This window comes from Inediibacterium massiliense (assembly GCF_001282725.1).
In the GTDB taxonomy this organism is placed as follows: domain Bacteria; phylum Bacillota; class Clostridia; order Peptostreptococcales; family Thermotaleaceae; genus Anaerophilus; species Anaerophilus massiliensis.
The window spans coordinates 775,937-801,687 of the sequence record NZ_LN876586.1; the positions used below are offsets into that span (position 1 = coordinate 775,937).

The window sequence follows — 25,751 nt, forward strand, 5'->3', positions numbered from 1 at the left end:
TGGTACAATTTTATATAAATGCTATATTATAGTAAACATATAAAATCTACTAGTATTTTTAGAAGGAGGGGGATAAAAATGAGAGAAAAAAAAGAAAGACAAAAGTGGAAAGAAATATTGCAAGAGAAAGTGCAACCAGCATTTTTGGCTCCATGGCAAGAGGAACATAAAGAGGAGGCATTTAAAGAGATTGTTAGAGAAACACTACACAATATTAATTCTTTAAAAGGGGATAAAGAAGAACAAAAGTGTTTTTTAGGACAAGCTAAATATATTATTAAAGAGCAAAATGATATTTTGAAAGTAAAGGAAAAAGCTCAAATGCCTAAAGAGTCTACTTCAATGAAAGAAGTAATGAAGGAGGTAGCTTCTTATTTTAATGGTATGTTTAATTGGGTACATCCAAAAGCTATGTTTAATGTAACACCACCTGCCGCTATTCCATCTGTTATGGGTAATTTGATGGGATCTATGTTTAATCCTAATTTAGTAGAAGAAGAATATTCAGGAAATGTTGCAGCTTTAGAGGTAGAAGTTGTAGGAATGATTTCAAAACTTGTAGGGTATGATCCTATCCATACTATAGGACATTTTACTTTTGGAGGAACTGGAGCTTATTTGTTTGCTACAAAATTAGCTTTAACCAAATGTCTCGGAAAAGAAAGTAGATGGGAAGGAATTCGAAAAGATCCTCAAATTTTAGTATCAAAGGTTGGACATTATGCTGTAAAGAATTGTACAGATTGGACAGGCTTAGGAATGAATAATGTAAGAGCAATAGATATTCATGAAGATAGTTCTATCAATCTAGATCATTTAGAAGAAGTTATGGAAAAGTGTTATGAGGAAGGTAAACCGATTGCTATGATTGTTGCAACTATGGGGACTACAGATGCTTTTGGGATAGATGATTTAAAAGGTATTTCAGAAATATGTGATAAATTTGTAAAAAAACATAACCTAAAAAATAGGCCTTTTATCTATGCAGATGCAGTAATAGGATGGGCATGGAGTGTGTTTAATTCTTATGATTTCAAAGAAAATCCTATGGAGTTTTCAAAAGATACTTTAGACGCTATAGAAGAATGTACACAGAAAATAGAGTACCTTCATCTTGCAGATGCTATAGGAATAGATTTTCATAAAACAGGATTTACATCTTATAATTCAAGTATGATTTGTTTAAAGGAGCAAACTTCATTAGACCTTTTAATTAGAGATAAAAATCAAATGGCATACTTATATCAATTTAGTGCATATACCCCAGGTGAATATACATTAGAATGTTCAAGAGCAGGAAATTACGCTCTTGGAGCTTGGTGTAACTTAAAGTATTTTGGACTTGAAGGATATAGAGCTATTTTAGGAAATTTAATAGAATCAGAAAAGACTTTACGTAAAGTGATAGAAAAAGAATCTTCTATGGTATGTGTAAATGATAAAGATCATGGATTAGTAACTTTATTTAGAGTATATCCAAAGAATTTAGGAGATACATTAGGAAGTAAGGAATTTGCTAAAGAGCAATATGACAGAGAGTTTAAAGATCCAAGTTATAAAGAAGCTCTTCACAAATACAATGAATATCAATTTAAAGTCGCAGATGAGTTACAAAAGATGCTATTTAAAGAAAATGGGCCTGCTCTAAGTTTTACAAGTAATTTTAGGGTAACGAGTTATAAAGAGCCTATAGCAGCTATAAAGGCATATCCTATGTCGCCTTATATGACTTGTGCTGAAGAAGAATTAAGAGAACATATTATTTCTTATATTTTAAAGGCAGCAGATCGAGTGGATCGTCAATTACAAAATAGATAGGTTTGAGCCGAAAGACAGCTAATGACAGCTGTCTTTTGTGGTCTATTGGCAGAAGGAAAAACATATGATATAATTCTTTTGCAATAAAAAATAATTTCATTTCTAAAGAGAAGCATTTATGAATTTTTAGTAAATAGAGTATAAGTAAAGAAGAATAAGACTATACTTACCTTAGATGAGGAATTTTATGGAAATTCATGAGCAGTGAAAGTTGAGGAGGAATGATCATGAGGAGAAAGTTTGTTTTATTATGTATGGTTTTATTTTTGCTAACTTCTTTTTCATATGCAGATAGTTTTAAGGTAGTAACTTTGGGAGCTGATTTGACCCAGGATCAAAAAAATAATATGCTCAAAGAATTTAATATAGAAGATGGAGATGGACAAATTATATATGTAACGAATGAAGAGGAAAGAGAATATTTAAAAGGGATTGCATCTTTATCGAAAATAGGTAATAGAGCTATATCTTGTGCGTATGTAAAACCTTTAGAAGAAGATTCAGGAATAAAGGTTTCTATTTCAAATTTAACTTGGGTAACTGAAGAAATGATTGCAAGTTCTTTAACAACAGCAGGAGTGAAGGACGTAGAGGTAAAAGCATCAGCACCTTTTAAAGTATCTGGTACGGCAGCCCTAACAGGAATTATGAAAGGATTTGAAAAGGCAACAGGAAAAGAATTAAGTCAAGATGCAAAAAATGCAGCGAATAAAGAAATTATTACAACAGGAGAATTAGGAGATCAATTTGGAAAAGACAAAGCGGTAGAGATTATGCAGGAAGTGAAAAAAGAAGTAATAGACAATAATGTAAAAACTCCTGATGATATTAGAACCATTATACAAAAAGTTGCAAAACATAATGATGTAAATTTGTCAGAAGAACAAATTCAAAAAATTATAGATGTAATGAATCAAATTAGCAAATTAGATTTAAATATGAAAGAAATATCTAATCAATTAAAGGATATTGGAGGAAAATTATCACAAGTTATTTCACAAAATGAAGAGGCAAAATCTCTTTTGACTAAGATTATAGACATGTTACAAAGTATTATGAATAAAATTAAAAACTGGATATAACTAAAATATGAAATCGAAAAGCATCTACTCATAAAGGGCAGATGCTTTTCGATTTTATATTTTGGCAATTGGTTAGGAGTATTGTTGAAAAAAATCTCTATAGAAGCTAAAAATAATTATAAATATTTTATAGTGAATGTATTTATTGATAAAAATATATTTTGTAAATTCAATAGGTTAGATGTTTTATAAGGGTGCAAATTTATACCATACATATTTTATAAAATACATATTCATAGAATAATTTTAATAATATATACCTATACAATCAATAGAGTTTTGTGTTTTAAAATAAAAATTTTGCTAAAATATATTATCTAGTAATCATTTAAACCATATATAAAAACATAAAGCTAGTATGAGAAGTCTAAAAATTAAAGATTAAAGAAGATTGTATTGGGATATATATATAAGATAAAAAATAAAATGATGAATAGAGGAGTGAAAATATGGAAAAAATAAAAATTGTTATTGTAGATGATTCTCCTTTTTCTATTAGTATTCTAAAAGATTCACTAGAGGAACAGGGATTTGAAGTAATTGGAGAAGCAAGTTCTTTAGAAGAAACTATAAAAACTGTAAAAGAGAAAAAACCAGATGTAGTGACTATGGATATGACCATTCCAGGAACAGATGGGTTGGAATGTACAAGAGCTATTCATCAAATAGATGAAAATATAAAAGTAATTATTGTAAGTTCAATGAAAGATGATGAAATTGTAAAAAAGGCAAAAGAAAATAAAGTAGCAGGATATGTGCAAAAACCAGCTGATCCAGATGAGCTTTCTATTGTCATAAAAAGAGCAATGGCAGATGATCATTTATTAAAAGAGTTACAAGAAATATGTTGTGATGTATTTAAAGAAAGTCTAGCAAATAATTTAAATCGAATTGCAAAAACAATTCCTACATATGAAGATAGAATGAAATCTAGTGAAATAAATGATTCTAGAGGGATTTCTGTAGTGATAGGAATCATAGGAAAATGCTCTGGACGAATGGTTATGGATCTATCTTACGAGGCTGGAAAGAAAATTACAGAAGTAGCTTTAAAAAGAGAAGTGAAAAGTATAGATGAAGAATTAGCTATGGTTGGAGAATTTGCAAATATTGTTGCAGGAAATGCATGTTCTATGCTTAACAAAAAAAATAAAATATTTGGTTTAAGAGTAGCTCCTCCTACTATATTTCATGGAGAATCTCTTCATTTATCAAAATCTAATATTCAAACTACTTCTATATTAGGACAAACCGATTTTGGAGAAATATGTTTAAATATAGGATTTAAAAGGGGTGAGGAACAATGGATGTAAGATGGATTAACCCGTTTATTGAGGCTTTTTTAAATGTTATGCCTCAAGTAGGGTTTCAAGAAATCAAAAAAAATAATGTGAGTGTCAAAAGTTCTAGTATTACTAGTTCTGGTGTTATGATGAATTTAGGAATTGTAGGAGATTTAAAGGGAAATGTAATTTATAATATAGATTTGGAAGATGCAAAAAATATTGCATCTAAAATGATGATGGGTGCTCCAGTATTAGAATTAGATGATATGGCTCAAAGTGCTATTTCTGAATTGTCAAATATGATTACAGCAAATGCAAGTATTAATTTTTCGAAAATGGATATTTCTACAAATATATCTATTCCTACTCTTATGTACGGAAAGGATTTTGAAGTAAAAGTGAATGTAGAACAGTTTATATGCGTTCAAATGTTAGTAGATCAGATTCCTGTAGACATTAATATTGCTGTCCATGAATAAAAATAGTCCGTATCCCCCTTATTGAAAAAGAAAAAAATTACTGTATAATAAATGATAGCATATATGAAAAAGGGGATGGCAAAATGGGAGTATTAAAATGTTTAATATGTGGAATGAATATTAGTTTGAATAGTTATCATTTCAATGAATATTCTTTTATAGAAAGAAATAGAAAAGAAGATATTATTCATTGTCCATTTTGTGGAGTTCAAAAAAATTATTTGGATGAAAAAAAAGAACTTTATAAGGTAGAATCTCAAAATTTAGATGAAGAGAGTATAAAAATATTAGATAAAGCTATGAAATTAGAGATATTTAATGGACAATTTTATGAAGAAGCTAGTAAATTGGCAAAAGATGAAACCATAAAAAAGATATTTAAAGATTTAGGCAATATAGAGCTTATGCATGCAAGAGTGCATCAAAGGCTTGGTGGATTTGAGAAATTACCTATTTTACATAAACCAGATTATACTAGACATGGTACAGATGAGTTGCTATTAGAAGAAGCTAATAAAAGAGAAGAACATGCTATAGCATTTTATGAAAGAAATAGTTATAAAGTTTCTAGTGTTACAATTAAAACAATATTTAAAGCATTGTCAGATGTGGAAAAACAACATGAAATGATTACACATAAATATGCATAAATGAAATAAAAATGTTCTCTTAAATAGAGGACATTTTTATTTTGTATATTTTAAAAGAATCTACATAGGATAAAGCTATAAGTTATTTGTATAGTGACTTAGAGTTTAGATATAAGTGTGAGGGATATAATGATCAAAAAAATAGTGATTTATTGCATAGTGTGGGTATTTATTTTAACAGGATGTTCTTTAGAGCCTTATACAAAAAATATGATTTATACACAAGAAGATATTTTTTATGAAACAAATATGAAGAGAGATTTATTATGTTTGATGATGGCTTATCCAGAATACATCATAAATGTAGAAAAAAAAGATGAAATTGTATATTTAATTATGAAATCAGGTAAAAAAATACTTTATGATGACAAAAGAAAAAAAGATATTCATGAGAGAGTAGAAAATGGAGATTTACAGGATATGATGGAGGAAATGTATCCTCTAGGCTCTGTAGAACATCTTATGGATGAAAATTTTGATCCAGGTCGTATAAGAAATTATGAGTTGATGAAAGAAGTATACGGACAAACCAAAGAAGAGATAGAAAAAAATCTTACAAATGTGCAAAATAGATATCAGAGTTTTCCTTTTAATCAAAATAACAAAGCTGCAAAATCTTTACAAGAAGCTATGAAGGAAATAGAAGAATTAATAGAAAAAAATAAAGAAATTTATTCTTTTGTATTTCCTATCAGTGGCACATTTAATTATAGACTGATTGCAGGAACTTATAGGCTAAGTCCTCATTCATTTGGTACAGCTATTGATCTTGCTCGAGATAAAAGAGATTATTGGAAATGGACAACTAGAAAAGAAGGGGAAAAAAGACTGATACATTACCCAAAAGAGATTGTTACAATTTTTGAAAAAAATAATTTCATTTGGGGAGGAAAATGGGGCCATTTTGATATTTTACATTTTGAATATAGACCAGAATTGATTTTAAAGAGTAGATATTTTGGTGATGATCATAAAACTGCTAAAGTATGGTATAGTGAAGTGCCTAATGATGAAAATATAAAAAAATATATTCAAATTATAGAAAATGCATTAAAATAAAAAAGGATGAATTTATCATCCTTTTTTATCTTTTTTTACCACTTGAAAGTTCCATGTTTACTTTTCTTCCTTTGATTCTTTTTTGATTCATCTTTTTAATTACGTTTTTAGTATATTGACTAGGAATTTCTACAAAAGAATATTTATCAAACATATCTATGGTTCCTACTTCGTTTCCTGGAATATTTGTTTCTCCAGTAATTGCACCTAATAAATCTCCCACTCTTATTTTATGACTTTTTCCTACGTTCATATATAATCGATCCATACCTTCTTTTGCTCCTGTAAAGGCTTTTTTCTCTTGAGAAGAAAGTTCTAGGTCGTCCCCTTCTTTAATAGAAAGATTCATAGTTAACAAAGCTGCAGCTATTTTTAAAGGTGAATAGTCATCTGTTGCATTTTCTTGAATAATGTTTATATAAGCATCAAGATTTTCTTTATCAATAATTTGTTTTGTTTTATCTAAGAAAGTATTTACTTTTGCTGCATTTACATCTTCAACAGAAGGAATATTAATTTTTTTAATTTTTTTCTTTGTATACTGCATTACATTATGAATTCTTCTTTGTTCAGAACGATTGACTAAAGAGATGGCTTTACCAGATCTACCTGCTCTACCAGTTCTACCAATTCTATGAACATAATATTCTTCATTTTCAGGAATGTCATAATTATAAACCATTTCAATATCATCAATATCTATTCCACGAGCTGCTACATCTGTGGCTACTAATATGTTGACCATACCTCTATCAAATTTTGATAGAACACTCAATCTTTGTGTCTGTTTGATATCTCCATGGATTTTATCACAAGAATATCCACGACTAAGTAACATATCAGAAACATCATCTACTCTTTTTTTGGTGTTACAAAAGATTAAAGATAATTTTGCATTATGAAGGTCAATAAGTCGAGTCAAAACTTCAAATTTATGTTTTTCTTTTATGTTTAGATAATATTGTTCAACTGTATCTGTAGTAAGTTCTTTGCTTTGAATTTTGATATGTTTAGGATTTTTTTGATATTTTTGTGCAATTTTAATGATTCCTTTGGGCATAGTAGCAGAAAATAATATCATTTGTTTGTCATGATGTATTTGATCTAAAATAGATTCAATATCTTCTCTAAAACCCATATTTAACATTTCGTCTGCTTCATCTAATACAACTGTATGGATATCATCAAATTTAATAGTTTTACGGTTCATATGATCCATTACTCTTCCAGGAGTACCTATTACGATTTGTACGCCTTTTTTTAAGGCTTTAATTTGATTGGTAATAGAGTCTCCTCCGAATACAGCTAATACATGAATATCATGTAGATGCTTTGTAAGTTTTCTAAACTCTTCTGTGACTTGAACAGCCAATTCTCTTGTAGGGCACAATATAATAGCTTGTGGGTGTTTTAAAGATCTGTTTACTTTTTCAATGACAGGTATAGCAAATGCTAGTGTCTTTCCTGATCCAGTTTTAGACTGACCGATCATATCTAAGTTTTTCATAGCGATAGGAATAGATTCTTCTTGAATTTTTGTAGTTTCCTCAAATCCCATATCCTGTATAGCTTTTTTTAAATCCTGTGAAATATTTAATTCTTCAAATTTCATAAAATGATCCTTTCTTTATATGTATTTTAATTTTAATTTATTATTTTGTGGAGATAGATAATAGATTATATTTTTCATTCATGTGATAGAGTATCATTTGACTAACTAATCTATTATATGCGTTAAATCAATAAAGATCAAGTCACATATAATAAAAATTTTAAAAATATTTTTAAAAAATCAATTTTGTTATGTATAGTATTGTCTTTTTTACAATAAATATTTGCATAAAGAATTGTTTTATAAAAAGATAAAATTAAATAAATAAGAACCAGAAGATATCTGGTTCTTATTTATTTAAAAATTTTTATTAATACCATCCGAATAATACAACTAGAAGTAAAAAGAAAAGTAACAATTCTGTTTGATTATTAAATAAGCCACATCCATATTGAGATGTATTTGCCATATGAGCACCTCCTGTATTATTTTCCCCTTATTATACTTTATGAAAAATAAAGAAAAATGTGATACAGAACATTTTTTAGATATAAAATGTTTTAAGAATGTTTTAAAAAAGTTTAATTAATTTCAAATGTTTTATTTTCATAAACAATTTTTAAAACATTAGATAATATAAAGAATTGTTAAGATAAAGATAATTCAAAGAAGGAGGTATATATATGGACAATGAAAACGTTTTAAAGGAGAAAAAACCAAGTTTTGCTGGTGCACTTTTTGTAATTTTATTTTTATGTGCAGTCATGTATATGCAAATATTTGTTTTACATCAAAATTGGGTGACACATATTAGTTTATTATTAGCCACATTAGTGGCAACAATAGTAGCAATGGCTTATGGATTTACATGGGAAGATGTGCAAGAAGGAATTATATATGGATGTAATATAGCTATGGTTCCTATGTTGATTCTTATGTTAGTAGGGGTACTTATTGCTACTTGGATTCCAGCTGGAACCATTCCAACACTTATTTATTATGGATTAAAGATCTTATCACCATCTGTATTTTTACTAACTGCAGCTTTTGTATGTGCAGTGGCATCCGTTTCTACAGGAAGTAGTTGGACTACCGGTGCAACTTTTGGAGTAGCTTTTATGGGAATAGGAATGGGTCTTGGAATTCCAGCGCCACTTACAGCTGGAGCTATTGTTTCAGGATCAATCTTTGGAGATAAAATGTCCCCTCTTTCAGATTCAACAAATTTAGCTGCAGGAGTTGCAGAGGCAGATTTGTTTGATCATATTCGAAGTATGCTTTATACAACAGGACCTGCTTTTATTCTTTCATTGATTTTTTATGCAGTATTAGGAATAAAATTTAGTGGAGGAGTTATTGATACAAGTCAAATCGATATTATTTTAAATGGATTAAAAGCAAATTATTGGATTCATCCAATTACTTTAGTTCCACCTATTGTTGTTGTCATATTAGCTATAAAGAAGGTTTCAGGACTAGCTGTAATGGTAATTGCATCTTTTATTGGGACTATGTTTGCAATCCTCTTTCAAGGATACGGAGTAGGAGAAATGTTTGCTTTTATGAATGATGGTTTTGTATCAGATACAGGAATAAAAGCAGTAGATGCATTACTAAGTCGTGGGGGACTTCAAAGTATGATGTGGACCATATCTTTAGGATTTATTGCACTAAGCCTTGGTGGAATACTGGAAAAAACAAGGATGCTTGAGGTATTACTGAATAAAATTTCAAATATTGTAAGTAGTACAGGAGGCCTTGTAACTACTCATGTTTTAGCAAGTATTGCAGTAAATATTTTCTCTGCTACTCAGTATATGGCTGTTATTCTTCCAGGAAGAATGTTAGTTCCTGCTTATAAAAAGCAAAGACTTTTACCTCAAGTCTGTTCAAGAACTTGTGAGGATTCAGCTACAGTAACATCACCTCTTATTCCTTGGGGATTATGTGGAGCATTTTTTACAGGGGTATTGGATGTACCTACTTTAGAATATGCACCGTATGTATTTTTAGCTTTTTTAACACCAATTATTGCTATTCTTTATGGATTTACAGGAAAGTTTATGTTTAAAGAAGGCGATATTTCATCTGTAAAAACTTATCATGATAGTGAAAAAGAAGAAGCAAAATAGAAAAAGGGGGAGTAGAATTTGAATATGGGATTAAAATGGATAAATGAAGAAAAAGTCATAGAACTTTTGATGGGTTTAGTAAATATTCGTAGTCCATATTTCCAAGAAAAAGAAATTATGGAGTTTACTTATAAATGGCTAGCAGATAGAAATTTAAATCCACAATTTCATTATTATGAAGAAAAAAAGATAATGAAGTTTAAAGGGATTAATATAATTGGACATTTAAAAGGAAAGAAAGAGGGTCCTAAGATTCTTTTAAATGGACACTTAGATACAGTAAATATATGTGAAGGATGGACAAAAGATCCTTTAAAGGCAACAATAGAACAAGACAAGTTCTATGGATTAGGATCATTAGATATGAAATCTGGATGTACTGCATTACTTCTTGCATTAGAAGCATTTCAAAAGACTATAAAAGATTTTAAAGGAGAGATTGTTTATTCTTTTGTATCGGACGAAGAAGGTCCCTATGGCTTAGGAACCAATGCAATTATAGAAGACGGAATTACAAATAATATAGATCTGGCCATTGTGACAGAACCAAGTAGTGGGTTTTGCTCTATTCCATTTCCATGTGTTTGTCTTGGAGCTAGGGGAGGATACAATTATACAGTTACTTTAAAAGGAAAATCTGCTCATGCAGCAAATCCAGAAAAAGGAACAAGTGCCATATTAGATGCTGCAAAGCTTATGATAGAACTAAAAAATTCAAAAATGATAGAAGATAAAAAACTTGGAAGAGGATCTATTTGTATTATAGAATCTGATGGAGGAGGCCAAGCTTGTAGTGTTGCAGATACAGCTTCTTTTACAGTTTTTAGGCATGTAGTAAGAGGGGAAGACCAGGAATATTTAAAAAAAGAATTATTAGATGCAGTAAAGAGAGCTGATATACAATCAAAAGTAAGTATGACCTTTAGAGAAGCGCCTAGTGAAGAAACACAAGGATTTAAGCCTTATATAGTAGATGAAAAAGATATATATGTGAAGAATTTTTTCAAAAGTATTCAAAAAACTTGTGGAAAAGAGCCTAATGTTGGATATTTTTCAAGTATTGGAGATTTTAATTATTTAGGAGCTCGATTAAAAGTACCTACTTTTGTATTTGGACCAGATGGAGAAAATTATCATACAGCTGATGAGTATGTAAAAATTCATACAGTAGTTGAAACTGCACAAGTAATTTATACATTTTTAGTAGATCTACTTGGCTAAATAGTAAAAGCTCATACAGGTAAATAGTGTGGGCTTTTGTTTTGTTGATTTGGATTGTATTTTCATTTTAAACAATGTTACAATATAAGGAAGAAATAAGATAGAAATTAATAAATCGGAAGAAGGATGGTTTATGGGAAAGATTGACTTACTTGTATATAATGGAAATATAATCACCCTAGATCCCCAAAATCCTATTGGTCGATGGATTGCTATTCAAGATGGGAAGATAGTGGATATAGGATATGAAAATGAATATAAGAGGTATTTGCCTATTTGTATAGATAATATTGATTTAAAAGGAAGGACTATGGTTCCAGGATTTTATGATAGTCATGTTCATCTTGTCCAGACAGGATTGAATATTTTAAGTTTAGATTTAAGTCACGTACAAAGTATTGAGGAGATATTAAAAAAGATTGAAGAGGAGAGTAAAATTACTCCTGAAGGGAAGTTTATAAGAGCCATTGGTTTAGATGAATTAAAAATTAAGGAGAAACGACTACCTAATCGGTATGAGTTAGATCAATGTGCTCCAAATCATCCTGTTTGGATTAATAGAGTAGAATATCATACAAGTATTATAAATTCCATGGCTCTTCATATGCTAAAGATACCTTATAATACAGATGGAATTATTCGCAATGCAAATGGCACACCATCAGGAGTGCTTACGGGAAGAGCGAGTGCCATTGTACGAAAACAAATTTTAAATAAATTTTCTAATAGAATGAGATTAAAAGGAGTCAACAAGGTACTGGAAATAGCAATAGAAAAAGGAATTACTTCTTTGAATGCAATGGAAGGTGGTTTTACTTTTCATGATAAAGATGCAGAGTTTGTTTATGAAAATATGGACAGTTTTCCTATTGATATTAGTCTTTTTTATCAAACTGTAAATGTAAATAAAGTAATAGAAAAAAAGTTATCTAGAATAGGAGGAGGAATTTTTCTAGATGGTTCTTTTGGTTCTCGAACAGCCGCATTAAAAGAGCCTTATATAGATGATTCTACTACCAATGGAAAACTTTATTTTACTCAGGAAGATTTAAATTCATTTATTTTAAAAACTTATGAAAATAATTTGCAAATTAGTGTTCATGCTATTGGAGATCGTGCCATTGAACAAATTTTAATGGCTCATGAATATGCTCAGAGAATTTGCCCTAGAAAAAATCATAGAAATAGAATTGAACATTTTGAACTTCCTACAAAAGAGCATATTAAAAGAGCAAAAAAACTTGGTTTGATTGTTTCTATGCAACCCTCTTATGAATATTTTTGGGGATATAAAGGGCAAATGTATGAGAAAAGGTTGGGAGAGGAAAGGAGAGTAAAAACTAATCCATTCAAAGAAATTTTGCAAGCAGGGTTAATGATTGCAGGAGGATCAGAAAGTGATGTGACTCCATTAGATCCAATACTTGGAATTTATGCAGCAGTCAATCATCCAGTAAAAGAACATAGAATAACTCATCTAGAGGCTTTGAAGATGTTCACTATTCATGGAGCTTATGCTGTATTTGAGGAAAATATAAAGGGTAGTATCGAAAAAGGAAAGTATGCAGATCTTGTAATTTTAAATGAAGATCCTTTAACAATAGATTCTACACAGATAAAAAATATAAAAGTATTGGCCACTATAAAAGAGGGAAATATTTTATATGAAACTAATTTGAGATAAAGGATGATCATCATTGGCAAAGTTAGAAATATATATGCTTGGTAATTTAAAAATTATATGGAATGGAAAATCTATAGTAGAAAAGTTAAGCAATAAAGCGACAGCACTATTGTGTTATCTTGCAGTAAATCAAGGAAAAAAATTTAGTCGAGATAAACTAGCAACCTATTTTTGGGATGCTAGTAATATGGATTCTGCCAGATATAATTTAAGATATAATCTTTGGTCCTTAAGAAAAATTATTAAACAAGATAAAGCAGGACAAGATATGATTATCAGTAGAAAAGATACGTGTATGATCAATCCAAATGCCAATCTTTATATTGATGTAATAGAGATGAATGAACTTTATGAAGGGATAAAAGATAAAAAAATTTATGATTATAGGAATGAATTAAACAAAATAAAGAACTTATATAAAGGAGAGTTTTTAGAAGAATTTTATATAAAAAAGTGTATGGAGTTTAATGATTGGATTTTTTATGAAAGAGAAAAATACCAGAGAAAATATATTGATATTCTTCATAAGCTGATCTATATTTATAAAAAAAATCATGAATATGTAAAAGCAATAGATTTATTAGAAGAAATGATTAAAATCAACCCATTAAAAGAAGAACTTTATGTAGAATTGATTCAAATTTATATAGAATTAGGAGATCGAGATGCTGCCATTCATCAATATGATAGATGTTGTACAACTTTAAGAGAAGAATTAAATATAGGTCCTATGGAATCTACTAAGAAAATCTATGAAAAAATAAAAGAAAGTAAAACAACTATTAATAGATTTGAAATGTTTGAAGAAAAAGGAACATCTTGTAAATTAGATATAAATAGCCATATTATATGTAATCCGAAAAATGATTCTCAAAAGATACAGAAACAGATTTATAAAGGAAAGAAAATTATAGAGAATCCTTGCTATCCATTAGGAATTGATTATTATTGGATTAGTAATTTAATAGAAACATTTATAATGAAATATGAAGAAGAAGATTTAAAAAAATTAAGACCTTATTACTGGAAGGATATATTAAGGATACAATCCAAAGTATTATCTATAGATGATACACTAGTAGTGACAGATCAGCTTAGTATAAAAACGGAAAAAAATAGAATTTTTAGTGGAGTAGAAAATCTTTTAAATCTACTTATTCAAATAAAACCTATGGTTATTTTTATTAAAAATGTTCACTATATAGATGAATATTCTTTTCAATTTTTGAAATATTATCTTTTTAAAAATCAATATGATACTTTACATTTAGTCTTATATGGAGATGAAAATCATAGTAAAATGAAAGAACTAAAAAAAATTGTAAATTGTTTGTAACCCATTTTTTACTATAAAAACATACAATGAGTATATAAAATGATTGGAGGTTACAAAATGAATAAAAAAATATTTTACAAAGGAATTGGAATGGTAGTATTAGGTAGTATATTATTATTTTCAACAGCTTGTACATCTTCTGTAAAAGCGCAAGAAGTAAAGAATGAACAAATGCATAAAATAGAGATTGCCCAAGAAGATTATAAAATAGACGAAAAATATATAAAAGGTACTTTGAAAATTCCAGTTGTGAAAAATATTGTAAATGAAGAAGCACAGGATAGAATGAATACTTTATTCAAGAATGAACTAATGGAGTTTGCAGATATGCAAATGAATTTTGCAAGAAATTCCCAAGATGAAAAGGAGTCATCAACTATTATAGGAAGTGAATATGAACTAACCTATCAAACAGACAATATGATAAGTATCATTATTAAAGAAGAAGTGAACCAAGGAAAGGAAGATGGATATGTTTTAAAATATCCATATACAATAGATTTAAATACTGGAAAACAAATTGAAATGTATAGATTATTTGATGAAAAAGAAGATTATGAAAAAGTTATCAAAGATTATATTTATAATAAATATAAGGATCAATATTATATTACCAAAGATGCGATAATGGATAGCTCCTATTATTTAAAGGGAAAAAATATAGGAATATGTTTTGAACCTTATTCAATTGGGTCATCAGAAAATGAAAAATGTATATTTGAAATTCCATTTGACGCTTTTAAAAAAGGAGTAAATACAAATATTTCTCTTAAGGCTCAAGCTGTAAAAGTAAGTACAAAGAATATGAAAGAAGATAATGAATATATCGTGTCAAATATAAATATGCCAATTATTTCAGGTTTAAAGAATGAAAAAATACAACAAAAAATTAATAAAATGTTTGAGAAAGATATACTGGATTTTAAAAATATGATGATTCAATCTGCAAAAGAAGGTTATGAAGATGCAAAAAAATATGAATATGAAATGCATCCATATTCTGCAGATGTTTTCTTTACAGAAAAGAAAAATGAAGAAAATATATTAAGTGTTTATGTGGTTTATTATAGTTATACAGGAGGAGCCCATGGAGGACATGATGATATTACCTATAATATAGACCTAAGAACAGGAGATGTAATGAATCTCAAAGATTTATTTAAAGATGGATATGATTATAAAAAGATCATTAGTGAAAAGGTCAGAAAACAAATGGATCAAATCAATCAAGAAGAAAAAGAAAGACTAATTAAAGAAGGAGAAGACCCTCAAAATATATATACTCGCTATGAAGGCTTTCATGAAATTAGGGACGATCAATCTTATTATTTAAAAGATGGAAGAGTTGGAATTTATTTTGGACTTTATGAGATTGGTTCTTATGCAGAAGGAATCCCTACTTTTGAAATTCCCATTTCTGAATTAAAAGAAGGAATCAATGAAAAATATTTAAAAGATTTTGAATAAAAAATAAGGCCAGGAATTTCCTGGCCTTTAGTATTAGTTATTATTTTATTTCTACTTAGCATCCGCATCCAGGGAAGAAGGATCCTAAAGTAGGATAACAAAATAAAATAACTAAAAGTAAGAAGAAGAATAATAAACTGTCACTGTCTCCAAATAATCCACATAAAGGACCTTGGAATAAAATTACTAACAACAAGAAGAAAAATAATAAGCTACTGTCATCACAACCAAAGATATTATTTGTACATGTTGCATCTGCCATATATTTCGCCTCCTCTTTTTATATAGCTTTGAATAGATATATCCTTTATCTACTACAAAGTATGCATTATGAAAATATTGTGTGACACATAAAATAGAAAATACTTTTTAACATTTTTCCTTCTTTTAGAATATGATAGTAGGAAAGAATATAAAAGAAGGTGAAAAGATGGCTAGAGAGAACCAAGTATATATTGTACAGCCTGGAGATACACTTTATTTAATTGCACAAAAGTTTAACACAATAGTAGAAAGTATTATGGAGTTAAATAACTTAACAGATCCAACTGTAGTACCAGGTCAAAGATTAAAAATTCCACTGTATACAGAGGCTGTAGTTACTGCAGATGTGGCAAATGTTAGATTAAGAGGAGGTATCGAGTATCCTGTTGTGGCACAAGTGAATAAAAATGCTCGTCTTCCAGTAACTGGTTTATCAAAAGGATGGTATAAGGTAATACTGTATAATGGAAATCATGGTTGGATTGATGGTACACTTGTTAAAAGATTTGTATATGATGGATCTAAACCTATTATTAGTAATCTTTCCTATTATACATTATCAGAAGGACCTGCACTTCCTAGTTCTTATGAATCTTTTGTAAAAAATACATCTCAGATATCAGAAGGAGCTTTATTTCTTTTTAGAATGGATAGAGAAAATCCAACACAAATCGAAAAATTTGGAGATTTTACAGATGAATATGTAAATAATATAGTAACAATTGGACATAGACAAAATATTAAAATGATGCCTGTTGTCCATAATCTTCTTTATAAGGATGGAGGAACAAGGGTTTCAAAGGATGTAGTTAGAAAAATGGTTTCTTCTAGACAAAACCGTCAAGATTTTATTCAAAATATTATTAAACTTATTGAAAAATATAATTTTGATGGTGTAAATATAGATATTGAGGATGTATATTTAGAAGATAGTAAAAATTTATCAGCATTTTTCAAAGAATTAGGAACAGCACTTAAAAGAAGAGGCTATTATTTATCAGCATCTATTCCTGCAAGAGTGAGTGATGAACCTTTTAATCCTTTTTCAGATCCCTTTGATTATGAAGCCATAGGAAAAGCGGTAGATGAATTTGTAGTTATGCTATACAATGAGCATGGATGGCCTGGCAGTGGACCAGGACCTGTTGTATCTATAGGATGGATGGATAGAGTTTTAAGATATACAATGACAAAAATGCCAAAAGAAAAAATTGTTGCAGCTGTTTCTGTTTTTGGATTTGACTTTAATCTTACAACAGGAAGAAATACTTATGTAACTTATGAGATGGCTATGAATTTAGCAAAAAAATATAATAAAAAAATTATTTTTGATGAAAAAACACAGACACCTACATTTTCTTATGTGGATGAAAGAGGTAATCAACATGAAGTATGGTTTGAAGATGCAGAAAGTATTTATGCCAAAGCACAAAAAGCATGGGAACTTGGGATCAAAGGACTTGCTCTTTGGAGATTAGGAATGGAAGATCCTAATATGTGGACTGTATTTAAAGAAGATTTAGTAATCAAAAGAGATTTTTAAGCTTATATTTCCTTGGAAATATAAGCTTTTTCTATAGAAAGATATATTTTTAGGAAGTGAAATAATTTGATAATTTTGAAAACTGAATATTGTAAAAATTTTATTGGTGAGATGAGTATGAGAATTTTTATATACATATATTTTTAAAAATGATAAAATAAATAAAGAAGAATAAAAAGCTATGTATTGGAGTGTTAAAATGGTTCATTGTGAGATAAAAATAAAAAGAGGTGATAAACATGATATCAGTAGACAATGAGAATTTTCAAGAAAAGGTTTTAGATGTAAAAACCTATGTAATCGTTGACTATTGGCATGAAGCATGTGCACCGTGTAGAGCATTGATGCCAGATGTAGAAGAATTAGAAAAAAAATATGAAGGAAAAATTCAATTTGTAAAAGTAAATACGGCAAAGGCAAGAAGGCTTGCTATTTCTCAAAAAGTACTAGGACTTCCTACAATAGCTTTATATCAAAATGGAGAAAAAATTGATGAAGTAACAAAAGATGAAGCTATAAAAAACAATATTGAAAAAATGATTCAAAAATATGTACATTAAAAATATTCAGTTATTTGATTGGAGTTTCTTCATATTCGAAAATTTTTGTTTTAATGATATGCAGTCCCCTAAAATTTCTCATTATTTTTAAATTGTAGATATTATTCTACATATAAAAAATAGACCTTATATTTTAAAATATAAGGTCTATTTTTTATGCCGCTGTTATTGTTGTTGATTATATTGAGGCTCTTCAGTTTTTACATAATTTACTCTGCTTTGAATGGTTTGCACAGCATTTTCCATAGTAGTAGATAATTGATTAAACATTTGTTTTGCTTGTTGATCATCTGTGTCTAATGAGAAAGTTTTTAAATCTGCAGCAAGACCTTTTGCACTAGCAAGAGTTTGTTCTAATTTGTTTATAGTAGTCATAAAAAAACTCCTTTCTATATAATTTTCTTTAATAGTATTTACAAAGAATCCAAAAATATTAATAAAAAACACATAAAAAATGAAAACAAGGTAAATACTTTATTTCAAGGAGGTGTTTAATTTGTCAGAAAGAAATGATCAAAGAAATGATATTAGCATAGGAAGTATGATTACAAGGGTATTGGTTTCAATGCTCATATTAGCTATTGTAGCTTTTTTTACTCCATTTTTTTCTATAAAAGGATTTATGCCTCTATTTATAGCAGCTATATTTATAGGGGTTATTGATTACTTAATAGAAAAGATGACAGGATTTGATGCAACACCTTTTGGAAGGGGGATCATAGGATTTGTTGTATCAGCAGTGATTATTTATATTACTGGAATGGTTGTAAGTGGAGTAAGAGTAAGCATGTTAGGAGCAGTTTTGGCAGCTTTGGCAATAGGGATTATCAATATGATTATACCTGGAAAACGTGTACTGTAAAGCCTAGTTTTCTAGGCTTTTTTTGTGATTAGCAATAAATATTCTATTGGATGAATGAATTTAATGAATAATTGAGAAAATAAATATAGAAGAGAGGAGTGATGATAATATGACAGTAGCTGCAAAGGTAAAGCAAACATTAGCTACTTTAAAAAGTGCACAAAGTACTTTGCAAACATATAGTATACAAAGTGAAGATCAAGACTTGAAAAATATCTATGAGAAAGCATTAGATGTTACTCATTATGCCATAGATGATTTAGAAGAAAGAATAAAAAAAATAGAATTTGAAGAACCTCAGTATAAGGGTTATTAGGAGAGAGAAAAATGGAAAATTGGATTGAAATTTTACTAAGATCAATAGGCTTATTTTTTATAACTTTTTTAATGATTCGAATCATTGGACAAAGACAAATAAGCAGGGTGACGCCTTTTCAATTTGTATATTATACTGCTATTGCTGTATTGGCTGCTTTAATCTCTGTAAATATGATTCCCAATCTTGCATTTGGCTTCATTGCTCTGGGCGTATGGACAATACTCCCGATTATATTTGAATATATCTCTTTAAAGAGCAAGGCTTTACATGATGTAATTTATGGAAAAGAAAATATACTCATTAGAAATGGAAAGATAATGGAAGAAAATATGAGTCAGTTAAAGATTACAGGAGAAGAACTTTTAAGAGAACTTAGGTATAAAAATATTTTTAATTTAGCAGATGTAGAATTTGCCATTATGGAGTCTACAGGAGAGTTAAATGTTTTATTAAAATCAGACAAGCAACCCATTACTCCATGTGATATGGGAAAGGAAGTACCCAATCAAAAAGTACCTCAAACCATTATATTAGATGGAAATATATTAGATGAGCCCCTCAGTACAATTGGGCTTGATAGAAATTGGGTAAAACTTCAACTAGATGGGCAAGGCATATCTTTAGATAATGTATTTTTAGGACAAGTAGATGGTGATTCGGAGCTTTATTTAGATTTGTTTGATGATGCTATACAAGTGGCACAACCTAAAGTAAAAGAACTACTGTATGCCAATCTTCAAAAATGTGAAGCAGATTTTTTTAGTTTTTTCATGGAAACGAAAGATGAAAATGTAAAGAAGATGTATCTGTATCATGCAAATCAAATAAAAGAGATACTCAATCAATTAAAACCGTACTTATTACATTAGAGGTGATTGTATGTCAAGTAAAAAAAATAAGAAACTTACGCCTATTCAACAAGAATATCAAGCATTTGCTAAAGAAAGAGAACCAAAAAGAAAGGTAGGAAGAAATGTAGTAAGAGCTTTTTTTATTGGAGGAATTATTTGTACTATAGGGCAAGGGCTTCAAATGATTTTTATTAAATATTTTGACTTTACACAAACTACAGCAGGAAACCCTGCTACAGCTATTTTGATTATTACAACGGTACTTCTTACCGGCTTAGGTGTGTATGATAAAATCGCTCAATTTGCAGGAGCAGGTACTATTATTCCTGTTACAGGCTTTGCAAATACAGTAGCATCAGCAGCTATAGAACACCGTAGTGAAGGTTATGTATTAGGAGTAGGTGGAAATATGTTTAAAATAGCAGGTCCTGTTATTGTATATGGTGTTTTTTCTGCTTTTGTGGTAGCTCTTATTAAAATTACAATTCAGTGGTTAGGGGGGATGTAAATGCTTAAAGGTCATAGTTCTTGGGTTTTTGATTCAAAACCTGTTATTTTATCTTCTGCAGCAGTAGGAGGACCTTTTGAAGCAAAGGGAAATCTAGCAGATGATTTTGATATTTTACATGATGATTTATGGTTAGGACAAGACAGCTTTGAAAAAGCAGAAAAAAAACTTTTAGAGCAAGCATGTGAAAAAGTTATTGAAAAATCAGGTAAGAAGAAAGAAGATATAGATTTTTTTATTAGTGGGGATTTGATGAATCAAATTACACCAAGCAGCTTTACAGCTAGAACTTTGGGAGTTCCGTATTTAGGAGTTTTTGGAGCTTGTTCTAGTTCTATGGAAGGATTATCTTTAGCTTCTCTTTTGGTAGATAGTAAAGCTGCAAATTATGTGTTAGCAGGAGCAAGTAGTCATAATGCATCGGCGGAAAAGCAGTTTAGATACCCAACAGAATACGGTGCTCAAAAGCCTCCTACATCTCAATGGACAGTAACAGGAGCAGGAGCAGCACTCATAAGTTCAAAAGGAGAGGGACCTAAGGTTACATGTGCTACTATTGGAAGAATCGTAGATATGGGAATTTCAGATCCCTTTAATATGGGTTCAGCCATGGCTCCAGCAGCAGTAGATACAATAGAAGCTCATTTCAGAGATTTGAATAGGGATCTATCTTATTATGATGTTATAGCTACAGGAGATTTAGGAGAAATAGGGCATAGGATTTGTAAAGATCTTTTGCATAAACATGGGATGAATATTCCAGAGAGTATTTTAACAGATTGCGGCATTATGATTTATAAAAAAGATCAGCCTGTAATGGCAGGAGCTAGTGGATGTGGTTGTTCTGCTACAGTGACCTATGGTCATTTTTTAAATAGAATGAGAAGAGGAGAGTTAAAAAGAATATTAATAGTAGCTACAGGAGCATTGATGTCTCCTATGTCTTATCAACAAAAGGAAAGTATACCTTGTATTGCTCATGCTGTGTCTATTGAAATGGAGGTATAGTCTATGGAAAAATTTTTTTGGGCTTTTGTAGTAGGGGGATTGATATGTGTAATTGGACAAATTATGTTAGATGTATTTAAACTGACTCCAGCTCACACTACTAGCACTTTAGTAGTGGTAGGAGCTATATTAGGAGGGTTTGGATTTTATGATCCTTTGGTAAAATTTGCAGGAGCAGGAGCATCTATTCCTATTTGCAGCTTTGGAAATGCTTTGGTCAAAGGGGCATTAGCAGAGGCAAAAACACATGGGTTAATAGGTGTATTAACAGGAATATTCGAAGTGACCAGTGCTGGAATTTCAGCTGCTATTATATTTGGATTTATGGGTGCATTGATTTTTAAGCCAAAAGGATAAGCAGGAAGTTGCCTGCTTTTTTGAGTTGACAGAATAAAAAAACTTTTTAAAAAATACTTGTATAAACGTACAATTTGTTATAAAATTGTATAATTATAAGTATACCCATATACTAAAAACAAAGGGGTTTTAAGGAGTGAAAATCTGTATGAAAAAATTTAAAAGAGTTTTAGTAGCAAATAGAGGAGAGATTGCTATAAGAATATTTAGAGCATGTAGTGAGCTAGGTATTCGTACAGTAGCAGTTTATTCTGATGAAGATAAGAATTCACTGTTTAGGACAAAAGCGGATGAATCCTATTTAATAGGTAAAAATAAAGGACCTGTAGAAGCTTATTTAGATATGGAAGAAATTATCAATATTGCGTTAAAAAAAGGTGTAGATGCCATTCATCCAGGATATGGGTTCTTATCTGAAAATTCAGAATTTGCCAGAAAATGTGAAGAAGCAGGAATTGAGTTTATAGGTCCTACTCATGAGATGATGGATCAATTAGGAGATAAAATCAAATCAAAATTGGTAGCAAATAAAGTAGGGGTTCCTACCATACCAGGGATTGAAAAACCTGTTACATCTGATGAAGAAGCTATTGAGTTTGCAAGATTTTGTGGATATCCTGTCATATTAAAAGCTGCTGCTGGTGGCGGTGGAAGAGGTATGAGAATTGTTCGAGAAGAAAAAGACCTTCTAACAGAGTTTAGAAGTGCAAAAAATGAAGCAAAAAAAGCCTTTGGAATTGATGATATGTTTATTGAAAAATATTTGGAAAAGCCTAAGCATATAGAGGTGCAAGTATTAGGAGATAGATATGGAAATATTGTACATTTATATGAAAGAGATTGCTCTATTCAAAGAAGACATCAAAAGGTTATAGAGTTTACACCAGCTTTATCTATTACAGAAGAACAAAGAAGAGAAATATGTGCCGATGCATTAAAAATTGCAAGAGCAGTAGACTATAGAAGTGCTGGAACTGTAGAGTTTTTAGTAGATATAAAAGGAAACCATTATTTTATAGAAATGAATCCTAGAATTCAAGTAGAACATACGGTAACAGAAATGGTAACAGGAATTGATATTGTACAAAGTCAAATTTTAATTGCACAAGGATATAAATTAGATTCTAAAGAAATTGGAATTAAAAGCCAAGAGGATATACACCCAAGAGGATATTCTATTCAATGTAGAATTACAACAGAAGATCCACTCAACCAGTTTGCACCAGATACAGGAAGAATTGATACTTATAGAACTGGTTCTGGTTTTGGAATTCGATTAGATGGAGGAAGTGGATTTACAGGTTCTATCATTAGTCCTTATTATGATAGTCTTTTGGTAAAGGCTACTTCATGGTCTAGAACTTTTGAAGATGCTATTCGAAAAGTAAATAGAGCCATTCGAGAAGTAAAGATCAGAGGAGTAAAAACAAATATTCCATTTTTAGTAAATGTATTGAATCATGAAGAATTTAAAAAAGGGACTTGTCATACAGGATTTATAGGAGAAAATCCAGAACTATTTGATATTATACCAAAAGCAGATAAAGAACTTAGAGTATTAAATTTTATAGGTGAAAAAGTAGTAAATGAAACAAAAGGAAATAAAAAAGAATTTGATGTTCCTGTAGTACCAAAACTTGAAATACCAAATTCTTTAGAAGGAAGTAAGCAAATTCTAGAAAAAGAAGGAGCCTTAGGTCTTGTAAGATGGATTAAAAATCAAGACAAACTTTTACTTACAGATACAACTATGAGAGATGCTCATCAATCTTTGATGGCTACAAGAATTAGAACAAAGGATATGGAAAGAATTGCAAAAGCAACTTCAGTCCTTGGAAAAGATCTTTTTTCTCTCGAAATGTGGGGAGGAGCTACTTTTGATGTAGCTTATCGTTTCTTGAAAGAATCTCCATGGAAAAGACTAGAAAGTTTAAGGGAGAAAGTACCTAATATTTTATTCCAAATGCTTATTCGAGGAGCCAATGGAGTAGGCTATAAAAATTATCCAGATAATGTGATTCGAGAGTTTATTAAAGAATCTGCTCAAAGTGGTATTGATGTATTTAGAATATTTGATTCTCTAAACTGGTTAAAGGGAATGGAAGTAGCAATAGATGAAGTATTAAAAAGCGGAAAAATTGCAGAAGCATGTATGTGTTATACAGGAGATATTTTAGATGATAAGAGAGATAAATATACATTAAAATATTATATAGATCTTGCAAAGGAAATTGAAAAAACAGGAGCTCATATACTAGCTATTAAAGATATGGCAGCTTTATTAAAACCTCATTCTGCTTTTAAATTAATCAAAGCATTAAAAGAGGAAATTAGTATTCCAATTCATCTGCATACTCATGATACAAGTGGGAATGGAGTAGCAACTGTTTTAATGGCTGCTGAAGCTGGAGTAGATATTGTAGATACAGCATTTAATAGTATGTCTGGACTTACGAGCCAACCAGCACTTAACTCAGTAGTAGCGGCACTAGAAAATACATCTAGAGATACAAAAATTTCTCTAGATCATATTCAAAAAATTTCAGATTATTGGAGAGATGTTAGACCTGTTTATGAAAAATTTGAATCAGGATTAAAATCTGGTACAGCAGAAATTTATAAATACGAAATTCCTGGAGGACAATATTCAAACTTAAAACCTCAAGTAGAAAGCTTTGGACTAGGACATAGATTCAATGAAATAAAAGAAATGTATAAAAAGGTAAATGAAATGTTAGGAGATATTATCAAAGTAACTCCTTCTTCAAAAGTAGTAGGAGATATGGCCATATTTATGGTTAAAAATGATTTAACTCCAGAAAATATATATGAAAAAGCAGTAGATATGGCTTTTCCAGACTCTGTAGTATCTTATTTTAAAGGAATGATTGGCCAACCAATGGGAGGATTCCCAGAAAAACTTCAAAAGTTAGTATTAAGAGGAGAAGAGCCTGTTACATGTAGACCTGGAGAATTATTGGAACCTGAAGATTTTGATAAGATAGAGAAGGTGTTAGAAGAAAAATTTGATATACATCCTACGAAAAAAGATGTTTTAAGTTATGCACTATATCCTAAAGTGTATGAAGAATATATGGAATATGTGAAAGAATATGGAGATTTTAGTCAAATGGGAAGTGATATTTATTTCCATGGACTTAGCGAAGGAGAAACTTGTGAAGTAGAAATCGAAGAAGGAAAAGTTTTAGTTATTAAACTTCTAGAAATTGGAAGATTAGATGAAGAAGGAAATAGAACAGTATTATATGAAGTAAATGATAGTAGAAGAGCTGTAAAAATTCAAGATAAAGACAATGGAGCTGTGAAGAAAGAATTAAATTATGTACAAAAGGCAGATCCCTCTGATCCATTAGAAATAGGAGCAAGTATTCCTGGAAATATTATTAAGATTTTAGTGAAAGAAGGAGAAGAAGTAAAAGAAAATCAAATTGTAGCTGTAGTAGAAGCTATGAAGATGGAGACAAACATTACAACATCTACAAGTGGAAGCATAGAATCTATTCCTGTAAAAGAAGGACAACAAGTGAATGTAGGAGATTTAGTGATAAAATTAAGTAAATAAAAAATTCGCATGTTCCTATCGGAACTGCTCATGTCGCCAACGAAATTTTTTCATTGCATTCAGAATTTCTGTTGCTTAAAATTTGATAAAAATCTAAATTTCTAAAGTTATCCACAATTTATTTATATAA

General features: G+C 29.8%; 23 protein-coding genes. 20 read left to right on the forward strand and 3 right to left on the reverse strand.

Annotation, left to right across the window (positions count from 1 at the left end; genetic code table 11):
* The first annotated feature begins 78 nt into the window (after positions 1 to 78).
* From BN2409_RS07430 to BN2409_RS07455, 6 genes are all read left to right on the forward strand, one after another.
* Positions 79 to 1,818: a pyridoxal phosphate-dependent decarboxylase family protein gene (locus BN2409_RS07430; RefSeq protein WP_053955998.1), complete on the forward strand. Its 1,740-nt coding sequence runs from the start codon at positions 79 to 81 to the stop codon at positions 1,816 to 1,818.
* A 227-nt stretch (positions 1,819 to 2,045) separates the two neighbouring features.
* Entirely contained in the window at positions 2,046 to 2,900 is an 855-nt protein-coding gene (locus tag BN2409_RS07435) for a DUF1002 domain-containing protein (RefSeq protein ID WP_053955999.1), read from the forward strand.
* Between the two features lie 449 nt (positions 2,901 to 3,349).
* Positions 3,350 to 4,213 (forward strand): response regulator, encoded by an 864-nt coding sequence (locus tag BN2409_RS07440; protein ID WP_053956000.1) that lies wholly within the window; start codon positions 3,350 to 3,352, stop codon positions 4,211 to 4,213.
* The gene (locus BN2409_RS07445; protein ID WP_053956001.1) at positions 4,204 to 4,665 is read left to right on the forward strand and encodes a chemotaxis protein CheX; all 462 of its coding nucleotides are present in this window, start codon (positions 4,204 to 4,206) and stop codon (positions 4,663 to 4,665) included. Before BN2409_RS07440 ends, BN2409_RS07445 begins: the two co-directional genes overlap by 10 nt.
* Before the next feature lie 83 nt (positions 4,666 to 4,748).
* On the forward strand, positions 4,749 to 5,315 hold the full coding sequence (locus tag BN2409_RS07450; protein ID WP_053956002.1) for a ferritin family protein: 567 nt from the start codon (positions 4,749 to 4,751) through the stop codon (positions 5,313 to 5,315).
* 129 nt (positions 5,316 to 5,444) lie between these two features.
* Complete coding sequence (locus BN2409_RS07455; protein WP_053956003.1) at positions 5,445 to 6,374, forward strand: M15 family metallopeptidase; 930 nt, start codon at positions 5,445 to 5,447, stop codon at positions 6,372 to 6,374.
* Positions 6,375 to 6,399: 25 nt separating this feature from the next.
* On the opposite strand, the gene BN2409_RS07460 is transcribed toward BN2409_RS07455, so the two are convergent.
* Entirely contained in the window at positions 6,400 to 7,986 is a 1,587-nt protein-coding gene (locus BN2409_RS07460; protein WP_053956004.1) for a DEAD/DEAH box helicase, read from the reverse strand.
* Positions 7,987 to 8,609: 623 nt separating this feature from the next.
* Here BN2409_RS07460 and nhaC point away from each other — a divergent pair.
* The 5 genes from nhaC to BN2409_RS07485 all read left to right on the forward strand — a co-directional run bounded on the left by nhaC (position 8,610) and on the right by BN2409_RS07485 (position 15,766).
* Positions 8,610 to 10,058, forward strand: coding sequence for a Na+/H+ antiporter NhaC (gene nhaC / locus BN2409_RS07465; RefSeq protein WP_053956005.1), 1,449 nt, complete (start codon positions 8,610 to 8,612; stop codon positions 10,056 to 10,058).
* A gap of 24 nt (positions 10,059 to 10,082) precedes the next feature.
* Positions 10,083 to 11,279 (forward strand): M20 family metallopeptidase, encoded by a 1,197-nt coding sequence (locus tag BN2409_RS07470; RefSeq protein ID WP_053956237.1) that lies wholly within the window; start codon positions 10,083 to 10,085, stop codon positions 11,277 to 11,279.
* 133 nt (positions 11,280 to 11,412) lie between these two features.
* Positions 11,413 to 12,963 carry an amidohydrolase gene (locus BN2409_RS07475; protein ID WP_053956006.1) on the forward strand — a complete coding sequence of 517 codons (1,551 nt, stop codon included), beginning with the start codon at positions 11,413 to 11,415 and terminating at the stop codon, positions 12,961 to 12,963.
* A gap of 13 nt (positions 12,964 to 12,976) precedes the next feature.
* Positions 12,977 to 14,299 carry an AfsR/SARP family transcriptional regulator gene (locus tag BN2409_RS07480; RefSeq protein ID WP_053956007.1) on the forward strand — a complete coding sequence of 441 codons (1,323 nt, stop codon included), beginning with the start codon at positions 12,977 to 12,979 and terminating at the stop codon, positions 14,297 to 14,299.
* A 57-nt stretch (positions 14,300 to 14,356) separates the two neighbouring features.
* On the forward strand, positions 14,357 to 15,766 hold the full coding sequence (locus BN2409_RS07485) for a DUF3298 and DUF4163 domain-containing protein (protein ID WP_053956008.1): 1,410 nt from the start codon (positions 14,357 to 14,359) through the stop codon (positions 15,764 to 15,766).
* A gap of 55 nt (positions 15,767 to 15,821) precedes the next feature.
* Here BN2409_RS07485 and BN2409_RS07490 read toward each other — a convergent pair whose 3' ends face one another.
* Entirely contained in the window at positions 15,822 to 16,028 is a 207-nt protein-coding gene (locus BN2409_RS07490; protein ID WP_053956009.1) for a hypothetical protein, read from the reverse strand.
* 132 nt (positions 16,029 to 16,160) lie between these two features.
* Between BN2409_RS07490 and BN2409_RS07495 the strand changes: the two genes are divergently transcribed.
* Together BN2409_RS07495 and trxA are read left to right on the forward strand one after the other, a co-directional pair.
* Complete coding sequence (locus BN2409_RS07495) at positions 16,161 to 17,573, forward strand: glycosyl hydrolase family 18 protein (protein WP_110943004.1); 1,413 nt, start codon at positions 16,161 to 16,163, stop codon at positions 17,571 to 17,573.
* Between the two features lie 239 nt (positions 17,574 to 17,812).
* Positions 17,813 to 18,133 carry a thioredoxin TrxA gene (trxA, locus tag BN2409_RS07500; RefSeq protein WP_053956011.1) on the forward strand — a complete coding sequence of 107 codons (321 nt, stop codon included), beginning with the start codon at positions 17,813 to 17,815 and terminating at the stop codon, positions 18,131 to 18,133.
* Positions 18,134 to 18,298: 165 nt separating this feature from the next.
* Here trxA and BN2409_RS07505 read toward each other — a convergent pair whose 3' ends face one another.
* Positions 18,299 to 18,508 (reverse strand): DUF1657 domain-containing protein, encoded by a 210-nt coding sequence (locus BN2409_RS07505; RefSeq protein ID WP_053956012.1) that lies wholly within the window; start codon positions 18,506 to 18,508, stop codon positions 18,299 to 18,301.
* Positions 18,509 to 18,629: 121 nt separating this feature from the next.
* Between BN2409_RS07505 and BN2409_RS07510 the strand changes: the two genes are divergently transcribed.
* The 7 genes from BN2409_RS07510 to BN2409_RS07540 all read left to right on the forward strand — a co-directional run bounded on the left by BN2409_RS07510 (position 18,630) and on the right by BN2409_RS07540 (position 25,621).
* Entirely contained in the window at positions 18,630 to 18,995 is a 366-nt protein-coding gene (locus tag BN2409_RS07510; protein ID WP_242847921.1) for a phage holin family protein, read from the forward strand.
* 109 nt (positions 18,996 to 19,104) lie between these two features.
* Entirely contained in the window at positions 19,105 to 19,311 is a 207-nt protein-coding gene (locus BN2409_RS07515) for a DUF1657 domain-containing protein (RefSeq protein WP_053956013.1), read from the forward strand.
* 11 nt (positions 19,312 to 19,322) lie between these two features.
* Positions 19,323 to 20,183: a DUF421 domain-containing protein gene (locus BN2409_RS07520; protein ID WP_053956014.1), complete on the forward strand. Its 861-nt coding sequence runs from the start codon at positions 19,323 to 19,325 to the stop codon at positions 20,181 to 20,183.
* Positions 20,184 to 20,193: 10 nt separating this feature from the next.
* The gene (gene spoVAC / locus BN2409_RS07525) at positions 20,194 to 20,673 is read left to right on the forward strand and encodes a stage V sporulation protein AC (protein WP_053956015.1); all 480 of its coding nucleotides are present in this window, start codon (positions 20,194 to 20,196) and stop codon (positions 20,671 to 20,673) included.
* The gene (spoVAD, locus tag BN2409_RS07530) at positions 20,674 to 21,681 is read left to right on the forward strand and encodes a stage V sporulation protein AD (protein ID WP_053956016.1); all 1,008 of its coding nucleotides are present in this window, start codon (positions 20,674 to 20,676) and stop codon (positions 21,679 to 21,681) included.
* 3 nt (positions 21,682 to 21,684) lie between these two features.
* The gene (gene spoVAE / locus BN2409_RS07535; RefSeq protein ID WP_053956017.1) at positions 21,685 to 22,038 is read left to right on the forward strand and encodes a stage V sporulation protein AE; all 354 of its coding nucleotides are present in this window, start codon (positions 21,685 to 21,687) and stop codon (positions 22,036 to 22,038) included.
* 148 nt (positions 22,039 to 22,186) lie between these two features.
* Positions 22,187 to 25,621, forward strand: coding sequence for a pyruvate carboxylase (locus BN2409_RS07540; protein ID WP_053956018.1), 3,435 nt, complete (start codon positions 22,187 to 22,189; stop codon positions 25,619 to 25,621).
* Positions 25,622 to 25,751 lie beyond the last annotated feature (130 nt).